This is a genomic window from Mesorhizobium sp. W050 (assembly GCF_054719535.1).
The window spans coordinates 4,574,830-4,594,433 of sequence record NZ_JBTTIH010000001.1 but is presented as its reverse complement, the minus strand read 5'-3'; the positions used below and the strand labels follow the sequence as shown (position 1 = coordinate 4,594,433).

Annotated in this window: 20 protein-coding genes; 11 read left to right on the top strand and 9 right to left on the bottom strand. The window is 63.8% G+C overall.

What is annotated here, in order from left to right; genetic code table 11:
• A complete protein-coding gene (locus ACYG9Y_RS22155) occupies positions 1-903 on the bottom strand; it encodes a phosphotransferase family protein (RefSeq protein WP_023738139.1) in 903 nt (300 codons plus the stop codon).
• Between the two features lie 106 nt (positions 904-1,009).
• On the opposite strand from ACYG9Y_RS22155, the gene ACYG9Y_RS22150 reads away from it, so the two are divergent.
• Positions 1,010-1,642: a class I SAM-dependent DNA methyltransferase gene (locus ACYG9Y_RS22150; protein ID WP_023738140.1), complete on the top strand. Its 633-nt coding sequence runs from the start codon at positions 1,010-1,012 to the stop codon at positions 1,640-1,642.
• A gap of 28 nt (positions 1,643-1,670) precedes the next feature.
• On the opposite strand, the gene ACYG9Y_RS22145 is transcribed toward ACYG9Y_RS22150, so the two are convergent.
• Positions 1,671-4,124: a GcvT family protein gene (locus ACYG9Y_RS22145; protein ID WP_023738141.1), complete on the bottom strand. Its 2,454-nt coding sequence runs from the start codon at positions 4,122-4,124 to the stop codon at positions 1,671-1,673.
• Positions 4,121-5,005, bottom strand: coding sequence for a phosphotransferase family protein (locus tag ACYG9Y_RS22140; RefSeq protein WP_023703531.1), 885 nt, complete (start codon positions 5,003-5,005; stop codon positions 4,121-4,123). The genes ACYG9Y_RS22145 and ACYG9Y_RS22140 overlap by 4 nt, the downstream gene beginning before the upstream one ends.
• Positions 5,006-5,425: 420 nt before the next feature.
• Here ACYG9Y_RS22140 and ACYG9Y_RS22135 point away from each other — a divergent pair, with 420 nt between their 5' ends.
• The 10 genes from ACYG9Y_RS22135 to ACYG9Y_RS22090 all read left to right on the top strand — a co-directional run bounded on the left by ACYG9Y_RS22135 (position 5,426) and on the right by ACYG9Y_RS22090 (position 15,145).
• Positions 5,426-6,190: a DeoR/GlpR family DNA-binding transcription regulator gene (locus tag ACYG9Y_RS22135; protein ID WP_023685103.1), complete on the top strand. Its 765-nt coding sequence runs from the start codon at positions 5,426-5,428 to the stop codon at positions 6,188-6,190.
• Positions 6,191-6,259: 69 nt separating this feature from the next.
• Positions 6,260-6,535: a hypothetical protein gene (locus ACYG9Y_RS22130; RefSeq protein ID WP_155923951.1), complete on the top strand. Its 276-nt coding sequence runs from the start codon at positions 6,260-6,262 to the stop codon at positions 6,533-6,535.
• Positions 6,536-6,590: 55 nt separating this feature from the next.
• Positions 6,591-7,202: a DedA family protein gene (locus ACYG9Y_RS22125; RefSeq protein ID WP_023692634.1), complete on the top strand. Its 612-nt coding sequence runs from the start codon at positions 6,591-6,593 to the stop codon at positions 7,200-7,202.
• An 80-nt stretch (positions 7,203-7,282) separates the two neighbouring features.
• On the top strand, positions 7,283-8,194 hold the full coding sequence (locus ACYG9Y_RS22120; protein ID WP_023673412.1) for a LysR family transcriptional regulator: 912 nt from the start codon (positions 7,283-7,285) through the stop codon (positions 8,192-8,194).
• A 211-nt stretch (positions 8,195-8,405) separates the two neighbouring features.
• The gene (locus ACYG9Y_RS22115) at positions 8,406-9,560 is read left to right on the top strand and encodes an ABC transporter substrate-binding protein (RefSeq protein WP_023692632.1); all 1,155 of its coding nucleotides are present in this window, start codon (positions 8,406-8,408) and stop codon (positions 9,558-9,560) included.
• 210 nt (positions 9,561-9,770) lie between these two features.
• Positions 9,771-10,769, top strand: a complete 999-nt coding sequence (locus ACYG9Y_RS22110) for an ABC transporter ATP-binding protein (protein WP_023715589.1) — start codon at positions 9,771-9,773, stop codon at positions 10,767-10,769.
• A 220-nt stretch (positions 10,770-10,989) separates the two neighbouring features.
• Positions 10,990-11,955, top strand: coding sequence for an ABC transporter permease (locus ACYG9Y_RS22105; protein ID WP_023702659.1), 966 nt, complete (start codon positions 10,990-10,992; stop codon positions 11,953-11,955).
• Positions 11,945-12,760 carry an ABC transporter permease gene (locus ACYG9Y_RS22100; protein WP_023702660.1) on the top strand — a complete coding sequence of 272 codons (816 nt, stop codon included), beginning with the start codon at positions 11,945-11,947 and terminating at the stop codon, positions 12,758-12,760. The genes ACYG9Y_RS22105 and ACYG9Y_RS22100 overlap by 11 nt, the downstream gene beginning before the upstream one ends.
• Before the next feature lie 105 nt (positions 12,761-12,865).
• The gene (locus ACYG9Y_RS22095) at positions 12,866-14,293 is read left to right on the top strand and encodes a gamma-aminobutyraldehyde dehydrogenase (RefSeq protein WP_023702661.1); all 1,428 of its coding nucleotides are present in this window, start codon (positions 12,866-12,868) and stop codon (positions 14,291-14,293) included.
• Positions 14,294-14,446: 153 nt separating this feature from the next.
• A complete protein-coding gene (locus ACYG9Y_RS22090) occupies positions 14,447-15,145 on the top strand; it encodes a hypothetical protein (protein WP_023738142.1) in 699 nt (232 codons plus the stop codon).
• A gap of 28 nt (positions 15,146-15,173) precedes the next feature.
• Here the strand turns inward: ACYG9Y_RS22090 and ACYG9Y_RS22085 are convergent, their stop codons facing one another.
• From ACYG9Y_RS22085 to fdhD, 6 genes are all read right to left on the bottom strand, one after another.
• Positions 15,174-15,488 (bottom strand): hypothetical protein, encoded by a 315-nt coding sequence (locus ACYG9Y_RS22085; RefSeq protein WP_023738143.1) that lies wholly within the window; start codon positions 15,486-15,488, stop codon positions 15,174-15,176.
• Positions 15,489-15,543: 55 nt separating this feature from the next.
• A complete protein-coding gene (locus ACYG9Y_RS22080; RefSeq protein WP_023688799.1) occupies positions 15,544-15,906 on the bottom strand; it encodes a nuclear transport factor 2 family protein in 363 nt (120 codons plus the stop codon).
• Between the two features lie 76 nt (positions 15,907-15,982).
• Complete coding sequence (locus ACYG9Y_RS22075) at positions 15,983-16,462, bottom strand: carboxymuconolactone decarboxylase family protein (protein ID WP_023688798.1); 480 nt, start codon at positions 16,460-16,462, stop codon at positions 15,983-15,985.
• A gap of 110 nt (positions 16,463-16,572) precedes the next feature.
• Positions 16,573-18,126, bottom strand: coding sequence for an alpha/beta fold hydrolase (locus ACYG9Y_RS22070; protein WP_023703523.1), 1,554 nt, complete (start codon positions 18,124-18,126; stop codon positions 16,573-16,575).
• A 134-nt stretch (positions 18,127-18,260) separates the two neighbouring features.
• Positions 18,261-18,575 carry a formate dehydrogenase subunit delta gene (locus ACYG9Y_RS22065; RefSeq protein WP_023688796.1) on the bottom strand — a complete coding sequence of 105 codons (315 nt, stop codon included), beginning with the start codon at positions 18,573-18,575 and terminating at the stop codon, positions 18,261-18,263.
• Positions 18,565-19,395, bottom strand: a complete 831-nt coding sequence (gene fdhD / locus ACYG9Y_RS22060; protein ID WP_023738144.1) for a formate dehydrogenase accessory sulfurtransferase FdhD — start codon at positions 19,393-19,395, stop codon at positions 18,565-18,567. The genes ACYG9Y_RS22065 and fdhD overlap by 11 nt, the downstream gene beginning before the upstream one ends.
• Positions 19,396-19,604: the final 209 nt, after the last annotated feature.

Sequence of the window (19,604 nt, the reverse complement as noted above, 5' to 3'; positions counted from 1 at the left end):
CTAACCTTGCCGCACTGCCGCCAGATGCCGTGAAAACTCAGGCGTTTCCATCAGCGCCTTGCAACGGGCGAAGCGGCCGTCGGCATAGGCGCGGAAATCCTCGACCGGGTTGTTGTTGGCAAGCTGGATCAGCCCCCACAGCGTCCACAACAGGTCGCACATCGCCTTGTAGATAACGACGCGGCCGCGGTCGGCCGGTTTTGCCTCGCCGCCGAAATAGGCCCGCATCATCTCTTCCTCTTGCGCGATGTCGAATCGGCCTTCGACCGAGAGGTCGCCGAGATCCCAGAGCGGGTCGTTCATCCCCGAATATTCCCAGTCGACGATCCACATCCGCTCGCCCGTATCGAGAAAATTCTCGCACAGCGGATCGCAATGGCAGGCGGCAAGCGGCAGTCTATGCGCGGCAAGGGACGCACGCACGGTGTCGGATTCGCGCACCACGTCGTGGTAGCCCGGCGGCAAGGCAACGTCCTTGGTCGACAAGACCTTGAGATAGTCGTCGATCATCGCAAACAGCTCGAAGCGGAACGGAAACACCGCGCCGGACGCGTGCAGCTTGCGGAAGGCTTCGCCGGCGCGGGCCGGGCTGCCGGCGCGCAGCTTGAACTTTTGCGGCGACATCGTCACTGCGCCGGCAACGAAGCGGCTCGCCAGCACGCCTGTCGCGGGGTCGACATGCAGCACCTCGGGACTGACGCCGGCTTTGGCCGCCTCACGCGCCGCCACCGCTTCATTGGCGCGGTTGATGTACTCCTCCGTGCCTTTGCCGGGGATACGCAGGCAGATATCACCGGCCCGGAAGACGAGATTGGTCATTCCGCCCAGCCGTTTCAGCGGCCCATCATAGCCCGCCAACGCCGGAATCGCCGCAAGTGTTGCGCGTGCCTCGTCCGTCCCCATGCCTGTTGCCCCTGGCGTGCTATTTCTTGCGACAACGGTTCCACAGTTTTCGCCGTTTGGCTATCATCGGTTCCAGGGTGAGCAGCGAGCTGGCGGAGAAACAGCCATGGCGGACGACAAGGATCATGGCGGGCTTGGCGCCGCCTATGCGGCGCAACGGCCCGAGGACGTCGCCGCGATCTATGACAATTGGTCGGAAACCTACGATGCCGATATGTCGGCCGCCGGCTACCGCCATCCGACGATCTGCCTGGCCCTGCTCGCACGGCATCTGCCGCGCGGCGCGGCCCCGCTTCTCGATGCCGGGGCCGGCACCGGGCTGATCGGCGAGTGGCTGGCCATCACCGGCTATCCCCAGGTCGAAGCGCTCGATATTTCGCAAGGCATGCTGGCCAAGGCGGCGGCAAAGGGCGTCTATTCGGCGCTGCATTGCCTGGCGCTCGGCGGCCCGCTGCCCTTTGCCGACAATGCCTATGCCGGCATCGTCTCGGCCGGCGTTTTCACCTCCGGCCATGTCGGCGCCGGGGGACTGGATGAACTGATCCGCATCTGCCGTCCCGGTGGCGTCATCGTGCTGACCATCAAGAACACGCTGTGGAACGCCGGCTTCGCCGAACGCATCGCTGTACTCGAAGCTGAGGGCAGGGTTGTCCCCGCCGAGGAGACGGCGCCCTATGTCTCGATGCCGGGCGAGGCGGATACCGTGCCCAGCCGCGGCCTTGTGCTGCGCGTGAGCTGAATCCTTTGACCTCAAATCCGGGCTCGGGCTATGCCTTGATCCTGCTCATCGAAGGATCGTACATCGGTTCGAGATGGATCTTCGCCGGCGTCCGTTCCATCGCGACCACCAGCTCATAGTAGCCTGAGCTGAGAAAATCGTCGCTGACGCCATCGGCGTTGCGGACATAGCCATAGCCGATGTTCTTAGCCAGCGTGTAGCCATAACCGCCGCTGGTGAGATAGCCGACCGGTTCCCCATTGCGCAAAATCGTCTCGCGTCCGACGAGGACGATTTCGGGATCGTCGACCGTGAAGCCGGCAAAGCGTTTCTTCAGGTCGGCGCCGCTAATCTTTTCGAGCGCCCGCCGGCCGACGAAATCGGTGTTCTTCCTCAGCTTCACCGCCCAGCCGAGGCCGGCCTCCTGAGGCGTGTCGTTGGGGGTGATGTCGGAGCCCCAGGCGCGGTAGCCTTTCTCCAGCCGAAGTGATTCCAGCGCCCGGTAGCCGATCGGCCGGATGCCGTGCGGCTTGCCTGCCGCCATCAGCGTGTCGAAAATCTCGCCGGTGGCGGCGATCGGCACATGCAATTCCCAACCAAGCTCGCCGACATAGGTGACGCGCAGCGCCCGAACCGTATGGCCGGCAGTCGTGATCTCGCGGATATGGCCGAACGGGAAGGCGGCGTTCGAGACATCGGCATCGGTCACGGCAGCCAGAACGTCGCGGGCCCGCGGTCCCATCAGTGACAGCGTGCCGAAATCCTCAGTGACATCTTTCAGCGTCACGTCGAGACCCTTGCCGACATGGTCGCCGATCCAGGAGAGATCATGCGTGCGGAAGCCGGTGCCGGTCACGATGTAGAATTTGTCTTCGGCGAGCCTGGCCACCGTCAAATCGGCCTCGATGCCGCCGCGCGTGTTGAGAAGCTGCGTGTAGGTCAGCCGTCCCACCGGCTTGGCGACATCGTTGGCGCAGATCCAGTCCAGCGCCTTGGCCGCATCCGAACCCGTCATTTCGTATTTGGCGAAGGACGACTGGTCGAAGATGCCGACTTTCTCGCGCACATGGCGATGCTCCTCGCCGACCGGGCCAAACCAGTTCTGCCGGCCCATGGAATAAATGTCTTCGGGTCTGGCGCCCTGCGGCGCGAACCAGTTCGGCCGTTCCCAGCCGAGCTTGGAGCCGAACACCGCGCGGTGCGCTTTCAGCCGCTCGTAGAGCGGCGAGACGATGCGCGGCCGGCCCGAGACGTACTCCTCATGCGGAAAGCCGATCGTGTAATGCTTGCCATAGGCTTCCAGCGTGCGATCGCTGACCCATTGCCGGTCGCGGTGCAAATTGGAAAAGCGCCTGATGTCGACCACCCAAAGGTCGAGCGGCGCTTCACCATCGACAACCCATTGCGCCAGCACCCAGCCGGCGCCGCCGCCGGAAGCGATGCCGAAGGCGTTGAAGCCGGCGCCGACGAACATGTTGGCGCATTCGGGCGCGACACCGAGGATGAAATTGCCGTCCGGCGTAAAACTCTCCGGCCCGTTGATCATCTGCTTGACGCCGACCGTCTCCAGCGCCGGCACGCGCGCGATCGCCTGGCTCATATGCTGTTCGAAATGATCGTAGTCGTCGTCGAACAGGCGGAACTCCCAGTCATCGGGGACATCGCCGCCGGGCAGGCCGGTCGTCCAGGCTTGTGGGTTCGGCTCATAGCCGCCCATCACCAGCCCGCCGACCTCTTCCTTGAAATAGGTACGGCGGTCGGGATCGCGGATTGTCGGCGCGTCGGTCGCCAGCCCGTCGATCTTCTCGGTGATGATGTACTGGTGCTTGACGGGTTGCAGCGGCACGGAAATGCCGGCCATCGCGCCGACCTGGCGCGCCCATTGCCCGGCACAGTTCACCACCTTGTCGCAAGCAATGTCGCCCTTGTTGGTCTTCACCGCGGTGATGTGCCCGTCCGTCATGTCAAATCCGGTGACGCGGACATCCTCGAACAGCTTCGCGCCATGCATGCGCGCGCCCTTGGCCAGCGACTGCGTGATGTCGGAGGGGCTGGCCTGCCCATCGGTCGGCAGCCAGGAGGCGCCGACGAGGTCGCTGGTCTCCAGCAGCGGCCACACCTTTTTGACCTCCCCCGGCGACAGCAACTGCATGTCCATGCCGAAGCTCCTGGCCGTCGTCGCCAGCCGTTTATATTCGGTCCAGCGGTCGGCATTGGTCGCAAGCCTGAGGCACCCGGTCATCTTCCAGCCGGTAGCGAGCCCGGTCTCAGTCTCCAGTCCCTTGTAGAGCTCGACCGAATATTTGAGCACGCGGGTGATCGAGGCCGACGAGCGCAACTGGCCGACCAGCCCGGCCGCATGCCAGGTCGAGCCCGAGGTCAGCTTGCCCTGTTCCAGCAGCACGACATCGGCCTTGTGGTCGCGCGCCAGGTGATAGGCCGTCGAACATCCGATAATCCCGCCGCCGATGACGACGATGCCGGCATGCGTGGGCAAGCTCATGACTGTGTCCCGTATTTCGTGCGGTAATTGTCCAGCGCCGCGTCAAGCCGCGTCAGGTTCTCCGCGGTGTAGGCGACGTAGTCGATGCCGGGCGCGTCGAGGTAAAGTTCGGAAACCATGCTCCACATCGCCTCGCGCAGCAGCGAGGCGCATTGCATGGCGGCGTGCGAGCGGCGGATCGCCTCATCCGGCTCGCGCATGAAATACGCCGTGAGGAAAGTGAAGGACTCCGCGTCGCTCATCTCGGCGTTGGAGGCAACGCCGGCAAGATCGAACATCGCGGTGTTGAAACCGGCATATTCGAAATCGATGAGCCACAACCTGTCGCCATCGTCGAGAATATTTGCCGGCAAAAGATCATTGTGGCCGAAGACGATCGGCAGCAGTTTCTGGGCCCGCTCCAACTCGTCGGCCAGAGCCAGCAGCCTGGGCAGCTCGTCGCGCTTGCGGCTGCCGCCTTCGCTCAGCGTTCGCGCATAGTCGCGGATGACATGGAAGACCCAGAACATGAAGCCGGCGCCGGAGATGTGATTGGGCATCTCGCGATGGAACCCGCGCATAAGGGCTGCGACGCGGCCGATATTGGCGCGCACGTCCTCGGCAACATAGGTTTTCGCGCCGAGAAATTCCGTGACCATGATGCCGGGTTCGGAATGGCGGACCGCCGGCGCGAAGCCTGCGGCGTGCGCCGCGCGGGCCGTCATCACCTCGCGGTCGCGAAAGACGTGGTGAAATGGATAGTCCTGGCCGAAGCGCACGACATGCCGCCCGGCCGCGTCCTTGACCAGATAGTTGGCGTTGCTGAGGCCGCCCGGCAGCGGCGCAATGTCGATGCTGCCATTCCAGCAAGGCAAGGCCCGGATGCGGTCTTCAGCAGTCACGGGGCCATCCCTGACTTTTGCGGAGCTTCGATAGGCGCCAAGCGCCGCGCAACGAGGGTTGGGAAACGCAAAAAATCTCGTCGGTGCGGGACGCAGGAACTCCTATCCCGCGCCGCACCGACGAGCCCCTCTGGCCAGGTTTTGATACCCGGTCTCCGCCCCCGCGGATTTGAGAAACTTTTGTGCCAGTTCAAACCCAGACGGTCTGGCCAGACGGTCCGGTCCGTGAATTGCGGCTCTGCCATCACCCTCCCGTGGCAGTTCCGAAGCTGTCACGCCGTCAATGTCACGCCAGTGCTACCTAACTGTCAATGAAATGTTGTGACTTTTTTTGGGTGTTTTGCCCGAAACCACGAGCAATTCCTTTAAAAACGGCGGCATTGCCCTAAAACCGGGCAGGCCGCAAATTCAGGAAGCCAGATGATCCATTCGAAACGGCATGGCGAAATCCTCCGCCTCCTCAAGGAAGAGGGCACCGTCACCATTGCCAGCCTCGCCGACCGGCTGGGGGTTTCGCTTGAAACGGTGCGCCGGGATGTCAAGCCACTGACCGGCAATGGCTCGGTGCTCAAGATGCATGGCGCCATCGGCCTGCCGTCGATGGCCGGCGAAGCGCCGTTCGAGCGGCGCATGCGCGACAATGCGGAGGCCAAGCGGCTGATCGCCCGCATGGTCGCTGCCACCATTCGCGACGGTGAATCGGTCATGCTGGACACCGGCACCACGACCTCGTTCCTGGCCCGCGAACTGCTCGGCCACCGGCGGCTGACCGTGGTCACCAATTCATCCGACATCGCCCGCACGCTGGCCACCGTCAACGGCAACAAGGTCTATATGGCCGGCGGCGAATTGCGCAGCGATTCCGGAGCCGCCTTCGGCGCCTCGGCGATCGATTTCGTCAGCCGCTTCTCGGTCAGCCATGCGGTGATTTCGATCGGCGCCGTCGATGCCGCCGCAGGCCTTGCCGACTACGATCTGGAAGAGGCGGAGTTCGCCCGCATGGTGCTGTCGCGCGGCCAGCGCTCGCTGGTCATCACCGACCACACCAAGTTCGGTCGCCAGGGTCTGGTCCAGGTCTGCGGCTTCGACGGTTTTTCCGAACTCGCCACCGACCAGCCGCCGCCGCGCGACATTGCCTCGGCACTTGCCGAGGCTGGAGCGCGCCTCAGCATCGCTGCGGCCTAGCCAAACACCAGCGACTGGCGCGCCGCGATCCCGGCCCATGCCGCCACCCGATACCACGAAGGCGATGTTGTGCATCATGCGCGCCGCGTCGCCGGCCGCATAAGATGTCGTTCTGGTGAAAAATTGCTTTTTTCAATCATCCCGCTCTTCGCAATGTCCATGCAACTTGGCAGCCGCAAACAGCGCCTCGTCGAAATGCGGGCCGGGCGAATCGCCCGCATCAGCAATGAGGCCACCATGCTGCAAACGATGCCTTGTCTTTCCTGGACGCTTGCGCGCTCCGACCTGGAAGCGGACCCGGCTTGGCCGGACATTCCGCAACTTTCCGCCGGCGACGGTGTATGACGGTGTATAAGGTGTCCAGGATCAAGAACCTCAAAACCTATGACTGGCGCTTCGCATGACTGATCCACTGTCGGCGATCCTGGGCTTCGGCCTGCTTGGTGTCGGCTGTCTCGCCTTCACTGAAAAGATCCTGCCGCTGCCGCCCTCGCATGTGCTGCTGCTGTTCCTCGGCATGACGGCAGCCTCCGATCTCCTGGCGCTGGCGATCCTGCTTCTGGTGACGACGCTGTCCGCCATCACAGGCTGCCTTGTCTGGTATAGTGTGGGCCGTAGGATTGGATTGGATCGTGCCGACAGGCTGGTCGAGCGTTTCGGCAAATATGTCTGCTTGCGCTATGCGACCTACAGCAAGCTTGGTCAGGCCTACCGCCGCCATCATGTCCGGGTCTCCTTGCTGGCGCAGTTCATCCCGACGGTTCGCAACTATCTGCCGATCGCGGCCGGCGCGCTCCGTCTTCCACTCTTGCCCTTCGCGGCGGCGACGCTGCTCGGCGCCACGCTATGGAACACCGGCTTCCTCGTCACCGGCTACCTTATGCGCGGCAGCGGCCGGGATTCCTATGCCATCGGCTTTCGCATCATCGTCATCGTCCTGGCGCTGGAGACGGCGTTCATGCTCGCGCTTCGCTACGGTCCTGCCTGCCGGCGGCGCCTCGGGTTCGGCTGACCAGGAGGCGCCTCAAGCCGTATGGGTATAAGCTCCGCCTTCGGCTTTCCTTCCCCGGCGCGCCGGTGTTTAGTCCGGCCATGGCTTTCACCATCCGCCAGCTGCAGTTCTTCATTGCCGTCGCCGAGCAAGGCACGGTGTCGGGCGCCGCACAAAACCTCTCCATCTCGCAATCCTCGGTCACCGAGGCGATCAAGGAGCTGGAGAGCGATCTCGGCGTCGAATTGTTCGAGCGCCATCCGCGTGGCCTCAACATTACCCACAAAGGCCACCAGTTCCTGCGCCATGCGACCAAGATCCTGGCCGACGTCTCCGACGCGCGCCGCGCTTTTTCCGACGACCAGGTGGTGGCCGGCGGGCGGCTGCAGCTCGGCGTCACCTCGCTGGTCGCGGGCTATGTGCTGTCCGATCTGCTGGCGCGCTACCGCCGCGCCTATCCCGGCGTCGATGTCTCGGCCATCGAGGACAATGGCGACTATCTCGAACATCTGCTGATCGGCGGCAAGCTCGACATTGCCGTCATGGTCACCTCCAATTTGCGCGACCGCACCGCTCTGCAGTCGGAAATCCTCGAGGTCTCGGCCTACCGGCTGTGGGTCCCGCTCGGCCACAAGCTGGCCAGCGCCGACATTATCGGCATAGGCGACATTGCCGGCGAGCCGCTGATCATGCTGACCGTCGACGAGATCGAGGAGAACACCGGCAAGCTTCTGGCGGCGATCGGCGCCAGGCCGCATGTCGCCTTTCGCACCCGCTCGGTCGAAGCCGTTCGCAGCCTCGTCGCCACAGGTGCGGGCGTGGCGTTGCTGCCCGACCTAGTCTACCGGCCGTGGTCGCTGGAAGGCGACCGCATCGAATCGCGCGACATTTCGGGTTCCCTGCCGGTCGTCCAGGTCGGCATGGTCTGGCGCCGCGGCTCCGGTCTGCCGCAGGCGTCGCGCGACTTCATCGGCCTTGCCCAGTCGCAGCGTATGGTACGCCAGCAGCGTTGATAGGGTGCGTGGTTATCTATCGGAAAAACCGATATCGCGTTTCTGATAAATGAATTTGCGAAACCGGAATTTTCCGAGCACTTTTCATGTCAGGGACGAAAGCCGCGATCAGAGCGGCAACGTGCCATCGGATGAACTGACGCTTTTCAGCCTGCGGCTGACCGCGGCGGCGACTCGCTTCGCAGTCAGGCGCCAAAATGGGAGATTGACGATGAATTCATTCCTGAAGACGTGCACCGCCTTGACGGTCGCGCTGACCTTTTCCGGTCAGGCCGTCGCCCAGGTCAAGGAACTTGGCAAGGGCGAAGGGGAGGTCAGCATCGTTGCCTGGCCGGGGTACATCGAGCGCGGCGAAACCGACAAGGGCTATGACTGGGTGACCTCCTTCGAGAAGGAGAGCGGCTGCAAGGTCAACGTCAAGACCGCGAACACCTCCGACGAGATGGTCTCGCTGATGAATGAGGGTGGGTTCGATCTAGTCACCGCTTCGGGTGACGCATCGCTGCGCCTCGTTGCCGGCAAGCGCGTGCAGCCGATCAACACCGATCTCATCCCGAGCTGGAAGGCGGTAGACGACCGTCTGAAGGATGCGCCCTGGTTCACCGTCGACAAGGTGCATTACGGCGTTCCCTATCAGTGGGGCCCGAACATCCTGATGTACAACACCGATGTCTTCAAGGAAGCGCCCAAGAGCTGGAACGTCGTCTTCGAGGAAATGAACCTCCCGGACGGCAAGTCCAACAAGGGCCGCGTCCAGGCCTATGACGGCCCGATCCACATCGCCGACGCCGCCAACTATTTGATGTTCCACAAGCCGGAACTCGGCATTAAGGACCCGTACGAATTGAACGAAGACCAGTACAAGGCAGCGCTCGAGCTGCTGCGTGTTCAGCGGACGCTGGTCGGCCGCTACTGGCATGACGCCGCCATCCAGGTCGACGATTTCCAGAACGAAGGCGTCGTCGCTTCCGGTTCGTGGCCTTACCAGGTCAACACGCTGGTTGCCGCCAAGAAGCCGGTCGCCTCGACCGTGCCGGAAGAAGGCGTCACCGGCTGGGCCGACACCACCATGATGGAGGCCGACGCCGCGCATCCCAACTGCGCCTATATGTGGCTTGAGCATTCGCTGTCGCCCAAGGTCCAGGGCGATGTCTCGGCCTGGTTCGGCTCGCTCCCCGTGGTGCCCGCTGCCTGCAAGGGCAACGAGCTGCTCGGCGAGGAAGGCTGCAAGACCAACGGCTACGAGAACTTCGACAAGATCAAGTTCTGGAAGACCCCGGTCTCCAAGTGCGCAACCCAGAACGACCAGTGCGTGCCTTACTACCGCTGGGTATCCGACTATATCGGCGTCATCGGCGGGCGTTGAGCTCCCTTTAACCCACCCCCTTGTGGGGAGGGTCGACGCGCAGCGTCGGGGTGGGGGCAGCGCTGACGTCCGGTGCTAGTCACCCCCACCCGCGGCTTCGCCGCGACCTCCCCATCGAGGGGGAGGTGAAGTGCCGTGCCCGCTGGCCTGATTGGTGGCGGCAAGAGCTATTTCGACGAACCACAAACCGGCAACAGATCAGGACAGCCCATGACCTCGGCCGTTTCCTTCCAGAAAGTCTCTCGCCATTTCGGCAGCGTGCGCGCCGTCGATGCGGTCGATCTCGACATCGTGCCGGGCGAGTTCTTCGCCATGCTCGGTCCGTCGGGGTCCGGCAAGACGACCTGCCTGCGCCTCATCGCCGGCTTCGAGCAGCCGACCTCGGGCTCGATCTCGATCTTCGGCGACCGAGCCGAGGGCGTGCCGCCCTATCGCCGCAACGTCAACACGGTGTTCCAGGACTACGCGCTGTTCCCGCATTTGAACGTGCTGGACAATGTCGCCTACGGGCTGATGGTCAAGGGCATCGCCAAGCCGCAGCAGCAGAAGGCGGCGGAAGAGGCATTGTCACTGGTGCGGCTTCCCGGCTATGGCGCCCGCCGTCCCGGCCAGCTCTCCGGCGGCCAACGCCAGCGCGTCGCGCTGGCCCGTGCGCTGGTCAACCAGCCCAAGGTGCTTTTGCTCGACGAGCCGCTCGGCGCGCTCGACCTCAAGCTGCGCGAGAACATGCAGGAAGAGCTGAAGTCGCTGCAGAAGGCGCTCGGCATCACCTTCGTCTTCGTCACCCACGACCAGGGCGAAGCGCTGTCGATGGCCGACCGCGTCGCCGTCTTCAATGACGGCAAGATCATGCAGATCGGCACGCCGGAAGACATCTACCAGCGGCCGAAGACCCGCTTCGTCGCCGATTTCGTCGGCTCCTCCAACGTACTGCCGCCGGACTTCGTCCAGCGCTATTCCGGCCAGCACCGCTGGGGCAGCCTGCGTCCCGAATCCATCCGCATCGGCCGCGCCGCCAAAGGCGAGGGCGTCGCCGCGCGCCTGGTCGGAACCAACTATCTCGGCGCTACGACCAAGCTGACGCTCGACGCCGACGGGTTGAGGCTGCACGCCATCGTACCGGCCGGGACAAAGCTGCCGGCGAAAGGCGAAGCGGTGGTGCTGACGTTCAACCGCGAGCATTTGCATTTGATGGACGAGCCGGCATGATTGAGGTTTGCGCCAAGCACCCCCCTCTGTCCTGCCGGACATCTCCCCCTCAAGCGGGGAGATTGGCTGTTCCTCCCGGTTTCGCCAATCTTCAACGTTGGGGATTTGGCGAGGCAGCGAAACTGCTGATCTCCCCCCTTGAGGGGGAGATGTCCGGCAGGACAGAGGGGGGTGTGAAGGAACGCGGCTTCTCAGGGTTCCTTCAGCACGCGGTCGCCCCATGACCATCGCCGCGCTCAACTCAACCTCCGCCCCCGCCATCCTGCCCGGCAGCGGTGGCATGCGCGGCGCACTGTCGGACCTTTTCTGGCGCAAGCCGCAACTGCTGCTGTTCCTCATGCTGCTGCCGCCGGTTCTATGGCTCGGCGTTGTCTATATCGGCTCGTTGTTCGCACTTCTGGCGCAGAGCTTTTTTTCGATCGACGAGTTCTCCGGCCTCATCAACCACGAATTCACGCTGAAGACCTATGGCGACCTGTTCCAGCCCGCCAATCTCGACATCATCCTGCGCACGGTGACGATGGCGGTGCTGGTCACGCTGGCCTCGGCCGTCATCGCCTTCCCGATCGCCTATTATGCGGCGCGCTATGCCCGCGGCCGCTGGAAGGCGCTGTTCTATCTCGGCGTCATGCTGCCGCTATGGTCGAGTTACCTCGTCAAGATCTACGCCTGGAAGCTGATCCTCGCCAAGGAAGGCATTTTGACCTGGCTGCTCGCCAAATTGCATCTGCTCTGGGTGCTCGATGGCTGGCTGTCGCTGCCGGTCGTCGGCGGCAATTCCCTGTCGGTCTCCGCCACCGGCACCTTCATCGCTTTCGTCTATGTCTGGCTGCCGTTCATGATCCTGCCGGTGCAGGCGGCATTGGAGCGCGTGCCCGGCAATCTGGTCGAGGCGTCCTCCGATCTCGGCGCATCGCCGGGCCAGACCTTCCGCAACGTGCTGTTCCCGCTGGCGCTGCCCGGCATCGTCGCCGGCTCGATCTTCACCTTCTCGCTGACGCTGGGCGACTACATCATCCCACAGATCATCGGCACATCGCGGCTGTTCATCGGGCAGGCCGTCTATTCGCAGCAAGGCACAGCCGGCAACATCCCGCTCGCCGCAGCCTTCACCGTCGTGCCCATCGTCATCATGGGTTTCTATCTCTGGGGCGCCAAGCGCATGGGGGCCTTCGATGCGCTCTGACGGTTCGCAATCCGCTCCGCTCGGCCTCAAGATCGCTGCCGCCTGCGGCCTGCTGTTCCTGCATCTGCCGATCTTGTTGATCTTCGTCTACGCCTTCACCACGGAAGAGAAGAGCTTCGTCTGGCCGCCGCCGGGGCTGACCACACAATGGTTCGCCGTCACCTGGAACCGGCCGGATGTCTGGCAGGCGCTGTCGCTGTCGGTCCGCGTCGCCGCCATCTCGACCGCGATTGCCTTGATCCTGGGCACGCTGTGCGCCGCCGCCGTGTCGCGGACGAAATTCTTCGGCCGCGAGACCATCTCGCTGCTCGTCATCCTGCCGATCGCACTGCCCGGCATCATCACCGGCATCGCATTGCGCTCCGCCTTCTCACTGGCCGACATACCGTTCTCGTTCTGGACGATCGTGCTCGGCCACGCCACCTTCTGCGTTGTCGTCGTCTACAACAATGCGGTCGCCCGTTTCCGCCGCGCTTCCGGCTCAATGATCGAGGCCTCGATGGATCTCGGCGCCGACGGCTTCCAGACCTTCCGGCACGTCGTGCTGCCCAACATCGCCACCGCTCTGCTTGCCGGGGGGATGCTCGCCTTCGCGCTCTCCTTCGACGAGGTCATCGTCACCACCTTCACCGCCGGCCAGCAGCAGACCGTGCCGATCTGGATGCTGGAAGAGCTGATCCGCCCACGCCAGCGTCCGGTCACCAATGTCGTCGCCATGGTCGTGGTGCTGGTGACGCTGCTGCCCATCCTTGCCGCCTATTACCTGACCCGCGACGGCGACCAGATCGCCGGTTCGGGCAAATGAAGAACAGCGAATAGGGAGTAGCGAACAGCAAATAGGGGAGATTGCACGACCAGCCCTATTCGCTACTCGCTATTCGCTACTCGCTCCTGACCGAGGAGAACCTGCATGGACACCCAGATGCTGATCGGCTCGAGCTTCGAGAACGGCACCGAGACCGAGGAGCCGATTCTGAATCCAAAGACCGGGGCGACCATTCTCAATTTGCCTGAAGCCAGCCAGGCGCAGATCGAGGCGGCTGTTACTGCCGCCGAGCGAGCGTTCGTCTTGTGGTCACGCACAACGCCGGCGCAGCGCTCCGGCTATCTCCTCAAGATCGCCGACCGCATCGAGGCCAACGCGCGGGAGTTCGCGGCGCTCGAGGCGCTGAATTGCGGCAAGCCGATCAACGCCGTGCTCAATGACGAGATCCCGGCGATCGTCGACTGCTATCGCTTCTTTGCCGGCGCTGTGCGTTCGATGCCGGGCGTGGTCGCCGGCGAATACATTCCCGGCCACACCTCGATGGTGCGGCGCGACCCGATCGGCATCGTCGCTTCCATCGCGCCGTGGAACTATCCACTGATGATGATGGCCTGGAAGCTGGCGCCGGCCATTGCCGGCGGCAACACCGTCGTCTTCAAGCCGTCGGAGCAGACGCCGCTGACGGCGCTGAAGCTGGCCAGGATCCTGGCCGAGGTGCTGCCCGAGGGCGTCGTCAATGTCGTGCTCGGCCGCGGCGACAGCGTCGGCAACACGCTGATCAATCACGCCAAGGTCAACATGATTTCGATCACCGGCGACGTCGCCACGGGCAAGAAGGTGCTGCAGGCCGCCGCCAAGTCGGTCAAGCGCACGCATCTGGAACTCGGCGGCAAGGCGCCGGTCATCGTTTTCGACGATGCCGACCTCGGCGCCGTGGTCAACGGCCTGCGCGCTTTCGGCTACTACAATGCCGGGCAGGATTGTACAGCCGCCTGCCGCATCTATGCCGGCAAGAAGATCTACGACAAGCTCGTCGCCGATCTCTCATCTGCCGTCTCGACCATCAAATACAACCAGCCCGACGACACCGAAAACGAGATCGGGCCGCTGATCTCGCGCCGCCAGCGCGATCGAGTCTCGAGCTTCGTCGAGCGCGCTTCGGAACTGAAGCACATCGAGATCACCACCGGCGGCAAGCCGGGCGAAGGCTCCGGCTTCTATTACCAGCCGACGGTGGTTGCCGGCGCGCTGCAGGAAGACGAGATCGTGCGCCGCGAAGTGTTCGGTCCGGTCGTCTCCATCACCCGCTTCTCCGAAGTCGATGAAGCCGTGAACTGGGCCAATGACAGCGACTACGGCCTGGCATCCTCGGTGTGGACCAAGAACGTCTCGCGCGCCATGGCGACGGCCGCCCGTCTGCAATATGGCTGCACCTGGATCAACACCCATTTCATGCTGACCAACGAGATGCCGCATGGCGGGCTGAAGCAGTCTGGCTACGGCAAGGACATGTCTCTCTATGCGCTGGAGGATTATACCGCCGTTCGTCATGTGATGGTCGCGCATGGGTAGAGGCTGCCAATATCTCTAAAATGTTCGCCAACCCGTTTTCTGTACATTAAGCGAGAGTTACTTTTGCGGTACGGCGGGAGTTCACGATTTACTGAATATTCAACCTGAACGAGCAGCCTCTTGCCGGGAAACCGCGCGGCGAGGGGTTTGCGCATGAACACGACCAAGATCAAGCTGGTACTCATTGGCGGCTTCTGTCTGCTGATCGCTGTGTTCGGCGGCAAGGACATGATCAAGAAGAGCGGCTGGCCCGAGGCGCCTGCTGAAATCCTCGCGGTCAATGTCGAATGCGACATGGAATCGACCGCCCACAAGATTGTCTACAAGACCGTCAGCACCGCCACGATCCCGTGCGAACTGGTGGATGCGTTCAAGACGGTTCATGCTGACAAAGAGTGGAAGGTGACCCAGAAATTCACCGGCACCTTGCGCGTCGGCACCGGCGCCGACGCCGTCGAGGCCACGATGGAGCTGAACAAGAACGGTGCCCGCGAACCGCAGGTCGGCGACAAGCTCACCGTCGTCCAGAACCCCGTCAACCCCACCCAGATCGAACGCACCGGCATGACCGGCACGCGTTTGACGATCGTCATTGGGGCTGGACTGCTCGGCGCGTTGCTTCTCTATCTTGCTTTCAAACCCCGCCGGCGGATGTCGACCTCCGCCGTGGCGGGCAACCCTGCCGGAGATGCCGGCGCGGACCAGCGCGCGCGCCAGGCCGACGCCTTGATAGCGGCGGCCCTGGCCAAGCAGGCCACATTGCCCAATCAGCCGGCACGTGTCGCGGCTGCCGGATCGGCCAGGGAAGGGCGGTTTTCCGGGCAGCGGACGAGTTTCGGCCGCCGCAACTGATGGCCGAAAACTGCTGCACCTGCCACGGCTACTCCACGATGCGGTAGATGTTCCAAAGGCTGGTGCCTGAAACGACGTAGGGCTCCATCTCCTTGCCCCATTTGGCGTGCGCGTCGATCTTGCCGATCCTGGCGAAGAATCCCTCCAGCTGGGCAAGGCTTTCGACCTGATGATGCGATTCGACCGTCGCTTCCCGAGCTCCGACCGAACCGGTCATGATCTGGAACTCGAGATCGGCAATGCCGACCTGAGAGCCGATCTCGCGTTCCCATTTCTTCAACAGGTCGAGCACGGTCTGCTTGTGCCCGAACTTGGCGTCGATCTGCCATCTGGCGCTGAACATTTTTGTCTCCTCCAGTTTTGCGGCCCAAACCGCGGTTGATCTTTCCGCGGTGGAACTACTCGTCCCAGGCCTGCACGACGGTCTGTCGTGCAATCCGCCCATTCTTCAGCTCCAGCATCGCCGCGCAGAACACTTTCGTTCCGTCCGGATAGGCGCAGGCCTGGGTGAAGGCGAGATTGTCGCCATCGGCGATGGTGGTGTCGACCTTGTGGGTCATCGCCCGGCTGCAGATGTCGTCCCAGAAGGTGCTGATCGCCGCCCGGCCGCGGATCTCGCGCGGCTTGCTCGGCGGATTGTTGCGGTCGATCACCCGCACCAGTGCGTCGTCGGCATAGAAGCTAGCGAGCATCCTGCCGTCCCGTCCTTCGATCGCTTTCTTGATCGCCGCGCCGTCCACGCTTTGCGTCTTGGTCAGCATCTTCTCCTCCATGGCCCGTTGATCGGGCGGTTGAATGATCACAAGCAATGCCCGGCGCACCGCCCGGCATTTTCTTTCACTGCGACTTGGCTTTGACGGCTGCGAACACGCCGTCGGTCTGTTGTTTGAAGGTCGCGAAATCGACCTGGCTGCCGTTGAGCATCGTCGACCAGTGGCGCACGATCGCCGCCATCGCGATCGCCTCCTTGATCTCCTCATCGGTCGCGCCATTGAGCTTGGCGGCCTCGGTGTGGAAATAGATGCAGTACTGGCAGGGGATCTGCGAGGCGACGGCCAGCCCCAGCAGTTCCTTGGTCTTGCCGTCGAGCGCGGTCTTGGGGTTGAGCTGCACACCCTTGATCTCGGCCCAGGCGCCGGCAACCGCGACATCGGGCAGCGTCTTGAACATGTCCGGCACTGAGCCGAGCGTCGCCTCGATGTCCTTGTAGGCGGCGGCCGCCGAGGCATCCTCGGCTCTGGCGGGAGCGATCGTGAACAACGCGCCAACGCCTGCCGCTATCACCAGCGATTTGATCGACCTGTTTGACTTCAGCATTGCATCCTCCATCCGCAGTGCCTTTCCCGGCGACATCCGCCTGGCCTGCATGGAGAGAATTGGTACGCCTCGACCCCACCTGGCCGCTTCGCCCGAAAGCGCCATGGTCCCTATGGCCCGTCCGGGCCAGCCTGCCTGGCGGAAAATGCCGCTGCCGCCGCCCGTGACGGCAAATCGAGCTTCAGCAATATGTTGGCGACATGACGCTTGACCGTATGCTCGCTGAGCCTCAGCTCGGCGGCGATCGCGGCATTGCTCTTGCCGTCGGCGATCAGGATCACCACCTCGCTTTCGCGCGCCGTCAGTTGAGCCGGCTCGGCGGGTTTCGCCTTGGGGCGGCAGGCCGGCTCCAGGTGCTGTTCCGACGTTGCCTGAACCAGCGCCAGCGGCTCGTCCAGCTCATCCACCGTGACACGCCCGGCATCGATGAAATGCAGGCCGGACCCCGCCGCCAGATCGGCGGCCAGCCGCGACGCCAGAATATCGCCGCGCCCGGCATGGGCGGCGATCTGCATCGTCACCCGTGCCATCAGCCCCACCGGCGGCCCGCGCATTTCGACCTCACCGACATGGGCGCCCTGGGCGCTTGCAATGCCCACATGTTGCGCCGCATCGCGCAGTGCCGCCGCGCAGCGTATGGCCCGCGCCGGCCCGTCGAAGCGCGAGATCATCAATTCGCCATGGATGCCGGCGACGCGTCCGCCATGACGGCCGACCAGCTGCTGCCAGCTCTCCTGGAAGCGCTCGCTACGTTCGCTCCACATGCGGTCGCCAACCCGCGCCGTGTCGTAGATGCGTGTCGCCAGAAGAGCGGCAAGCACGCGCTCCGCTTCGGCCACGGCACGCTCGCCGGTCAGGAATTCCTCGATCAGGTCGGCCACCCGGTCGACATCGCCGGTCCAGATCGGGTGGTCGCGCCCGGGGACCTCGACCAGTCGCGCATTCGAGATGTTTTTCGCCAGAAAGCGGCTGGCTCCGGGGTCGACCCGCGCGTCGTTGCGGCGATGGATGAGCAGGGTCGGTGCGCCGATCGCCGAAAGCACGCCGCGCACGTCGATCCCGGCATTCATTCGGGCAAGAGCGGCCGCTGCCGTCGGACTGGCCGACAGCCGCTCGAAGCGGGCCCACCACTGGGTGAAATGCGCATCATCTACCCGGCCGGGAGCGAAGTTGGGCAGTGTGGCGCCCGTGCCCCATTCCGTGCCGGCCGTCGCGATGAAGGCCTCGAGGCGCTCCGGCGACATCACCCATTTGTGGAAATGCGCATAACCGCCATAGAGCGCCAGCGCTCGTGTCCGTTCCGGATAGGTGGCGGCAAACAACATTGCCATCGGCGCGCCTTCCGAAGCGCCGAGCAAGGCCGCGCGGCCGCTGCCGGTGGCATCCATCACCGCGCGCACATCGTCCATGCGGGTTTCGAGGCTCGGCAGGTGGCGTGGGTCGACGCGGTCGGACAGGCCGGTGCCGCGCTTGTCGAACAGGATCAGCCGCGAGAACGCCGAGAGCCGTTTCAAGAGCCTGGCGTAGCCCTCGTCTTCCCAATGCAGGTCGAGATTGGAGATGAAGCCGGGCACGAAAACCAGGTCGAACGATCCCTGGCCGACCACCTGATAGGCGATCCGCACGTCGCCGCTGAGGGCATATCGCGTCTCGATCGGCCTCACGTTGCTATCCCGCCCGGCCAGACGATTTCTGATCGCCGACCATAGCAGACGCCCGGCGGATGCGGCAGCCAAACTTTAGAAGACAGGAATATAGCCCGCGGCGAACCGTGTTCGCCCGCCATTTCTGGGGGAGGCTATTTCTGGGGAGCGGCGCTCTCTGCACCCGTGGGTTGGACGTAGCCGATGCTCACATCGGCCTGCTCCTCGGTCTTCGGCCGCTTGATCCTGGCCGAGGCCACGACGACGAGTTCGTCAAAACCTTCGCCGCCACTGTCCAGCATCTCGAAGAACTGCCGGCGCATCCTGGGCTCCCAGAACTTGTTGATGTGCTCGGCCACGCCCGCCACACCTTCCTCGCGGGGCCTTGAATGGAAGAAGGCGGCGATCTGGTTGGCCATGCGCACCAGCTTTTCCCCGGTGCTCGTGATGTGTTCTTCGTCATGCGACATGCTGGGCAACTCCCAAGACCACCCGTTCCGGGTGGGTGAAAACATCGAAATCGTCGCCGCGCACCAGCGCCACCAGCGTCATGCCGGCCTCTTCGGCGGTGCGGATGGCAAGGGCTGTCGGCGCCGACACGGCGATGATGAAGGCGGAGCCGATCGCCGCCGTTTTCTGCACCATCTCCACCGAGACGCGTGATGTCACCACCACCGCGCCCGATGCACTGTCAATGCCGGCCTTGGCCAGCGCGCCGGCCAGTTTGTCCAGCGCATTGTGCCGGCCGACATCCTCGCGCGCCATGACGATGCCTTTGCCGGGGATGTAGAAGCCCGCTGCATGAACTGCACCGGTTTCCGAATGCAGCGGCTGCACCTTGGATAAAAGCTTTACCGAACGGGTGATGTCGTCGGCTTCAAGCGTAAGCTTGGACGCACTAACCTTATCGACCGAGCGCATCGCTTCCTCGATGGATTCGATGCCGCACAGCCCGCAGCCGACCGGGCCGGCGAGCCGCCGCCGCCGCGCCTCGAAGCGCGTATTGGCCTGGTCCTTCAGCCGGATCTGGATATCGATGCCGGCGCCATGGTCCTCGACCTCGATCGCATCGATTTCGTCAGGCAAGGCTATGATGCCTTCGGTCAGCGAGAAGCCGAGCGCGAAATCCTCGAAGTCGGCCGGGCTCGCCATCATCACCGCATGGGTGGTGCCGGCAAAGGAGAACGCCACCGGCGTCTCCTCCGGCACCATGCGGTTGGCCACCGCAGTGCCGCTGGCGCGGTGGGCAAGGCGAGAGATTTGGGTGGTCGCTTGGCGTTTTCGGGTCACGAGGCGCGCCCCTCTGCCCTGTTCGTCCTTAGCACTAGCTGTGGAGGCTCGCGCCTTTCCTCTCCCCCGTCGATTGGGGGAGAGGTGTCAGGCGAAGCTTGACGGAGTGGGGGGCGACTGCTCGCCAGATAGGCCGGTTTGCCTGCTCTTTGGGTTGTGCGCGACTTTCGACGGCTGCGTGTTGCGGGGCCGGCTTCCCCCACTCCGTC

What these genes read in the sequence shown, in the direction of transcription:
- ACYG9Y_RS22155 (WP_023738139.1), bottom strand. Translation starts at nt 903, where the DNA reads ATGGGGACGGACGAGGCACGCGCAACACTTGCGGCGATTCCGGCGTTG.
- ACYG9Y_RS22150 (WP_023738140.1), top strand. Translation starts at nt 1,010, where the DNA reads ATGGCGGACGACAAGGATCATGGCGGGCTTGGCGCCGCCTATGCGGCG.
- ACYG9Y_RS22145 (WP_023738141.1), bottom strand. Translation starts at nt 4,124, where the DNA reads ATGAGCTTGCCCACGCATGCCGGCATCGTCGTCATCGGCGGCGGGATT.
- ACYG9Y_RS22135 (WP_023685103.1), top strand. Translation starts at nt 5,426, where the DNA reads ATGATCCATTCGAAACGGCATGGCGAAATCCTCCGCCTCCTCAAGGAA.
- ACYG9Y_RS22125 (WP_023692634.1), top strand. Translation starts at nt 6,591, where the DNA reads ATGACTGATCCACTGTCGGCGATCCTGGGCTTCGGCCTGCTTGGTGTC.
- ACYG9Y_RS22120 (WP_023673412.1), top strand. Translation starts at nt 7,283, where the DNA reads ATGGCTTTCACCATCCGCCAGCTGCAGTTCTTCATTGCCGTCGCCGAG.
- ACYG9Y_RS22115 (WP_023692632.1), top strand. Translation starts at nt 8,406, where the DNA reads ATGAATTCATTCCTGAAGACGTGCACCGCCTTGACGGTCGCGCTGACC.
- ACYG9Y_RS22110 (WP_023715589.1), top strand. Translation starts at nt 9,771, where the DNA reads ATGACCTCGGCCGTTTCCTTCCAGAAAGTCTCTCGCCATTTCGGCAGC.
- ACYG9Y_RS22105 (WP_023702659.1), top strand. Translation starts at nt 10,990, where the DNA reads ATGACCATCGCCGCGCTCAACTCAACCTCCGCCCCCGCCATCCTGCCC.
- ACYG9Y_RS22100 (WP_023702660.1), top strand. Translation starts at nt 11,945, where the DNA reads ATGCGCTCTGACGGTTCGCAATCCGCTCCGCTCGGCCTCAAGATCGCT.
- ACYG9Y_RS22095 (WP_023702661.1), top strand. Translation starts at nt 12,866, where the DNA reads ATGGACACCCAGATGCTGATCGGCTCGAGCTTCGAGAACGGCACCGAG.
- ACYG9Y_RS22090 (WP_023738142.1), top strand. Translation starts at nt 14,447, where the DNA reads ATGAACACGACCAAGATCAAGCTGGTACTCATTGGCGGCTTCTGTCTG.
- ACYG9Y_RS22085 (WP_023738143.1), bottom strand. Translation starts at nt 15,488, where the DNA reads ATGTTCAGCGCCAGATGGCAGATCGACGCCAAGTTCGGGCACAAGCAG.
- ACYG9Y_RS22080 (WP_023688799.1), bottom strand. Translation starts at nt 15,906, where the DNA reads ATGCTGACCAAGACGCAAAGCGTGGACGGCGCGGCGATCAAGAAAGCG.
- ACYG9Y_RS22075 (WP_023688798.1), bottom strand. Translation starts at nt 16,462, where the DNA reads ATGCTGAAGTCAAACAGGTCGATCAAATCGCTGGTGATAGCGGCAGGC.
- ACYG9Y_RS22065 (WP_023688796.1), bottom strand. Translation starts at nt 18,575, where the DNA reads ATGTCGCATGACGAAGAACACATCACGAGCACCGGGGAAAAGCTGGTG.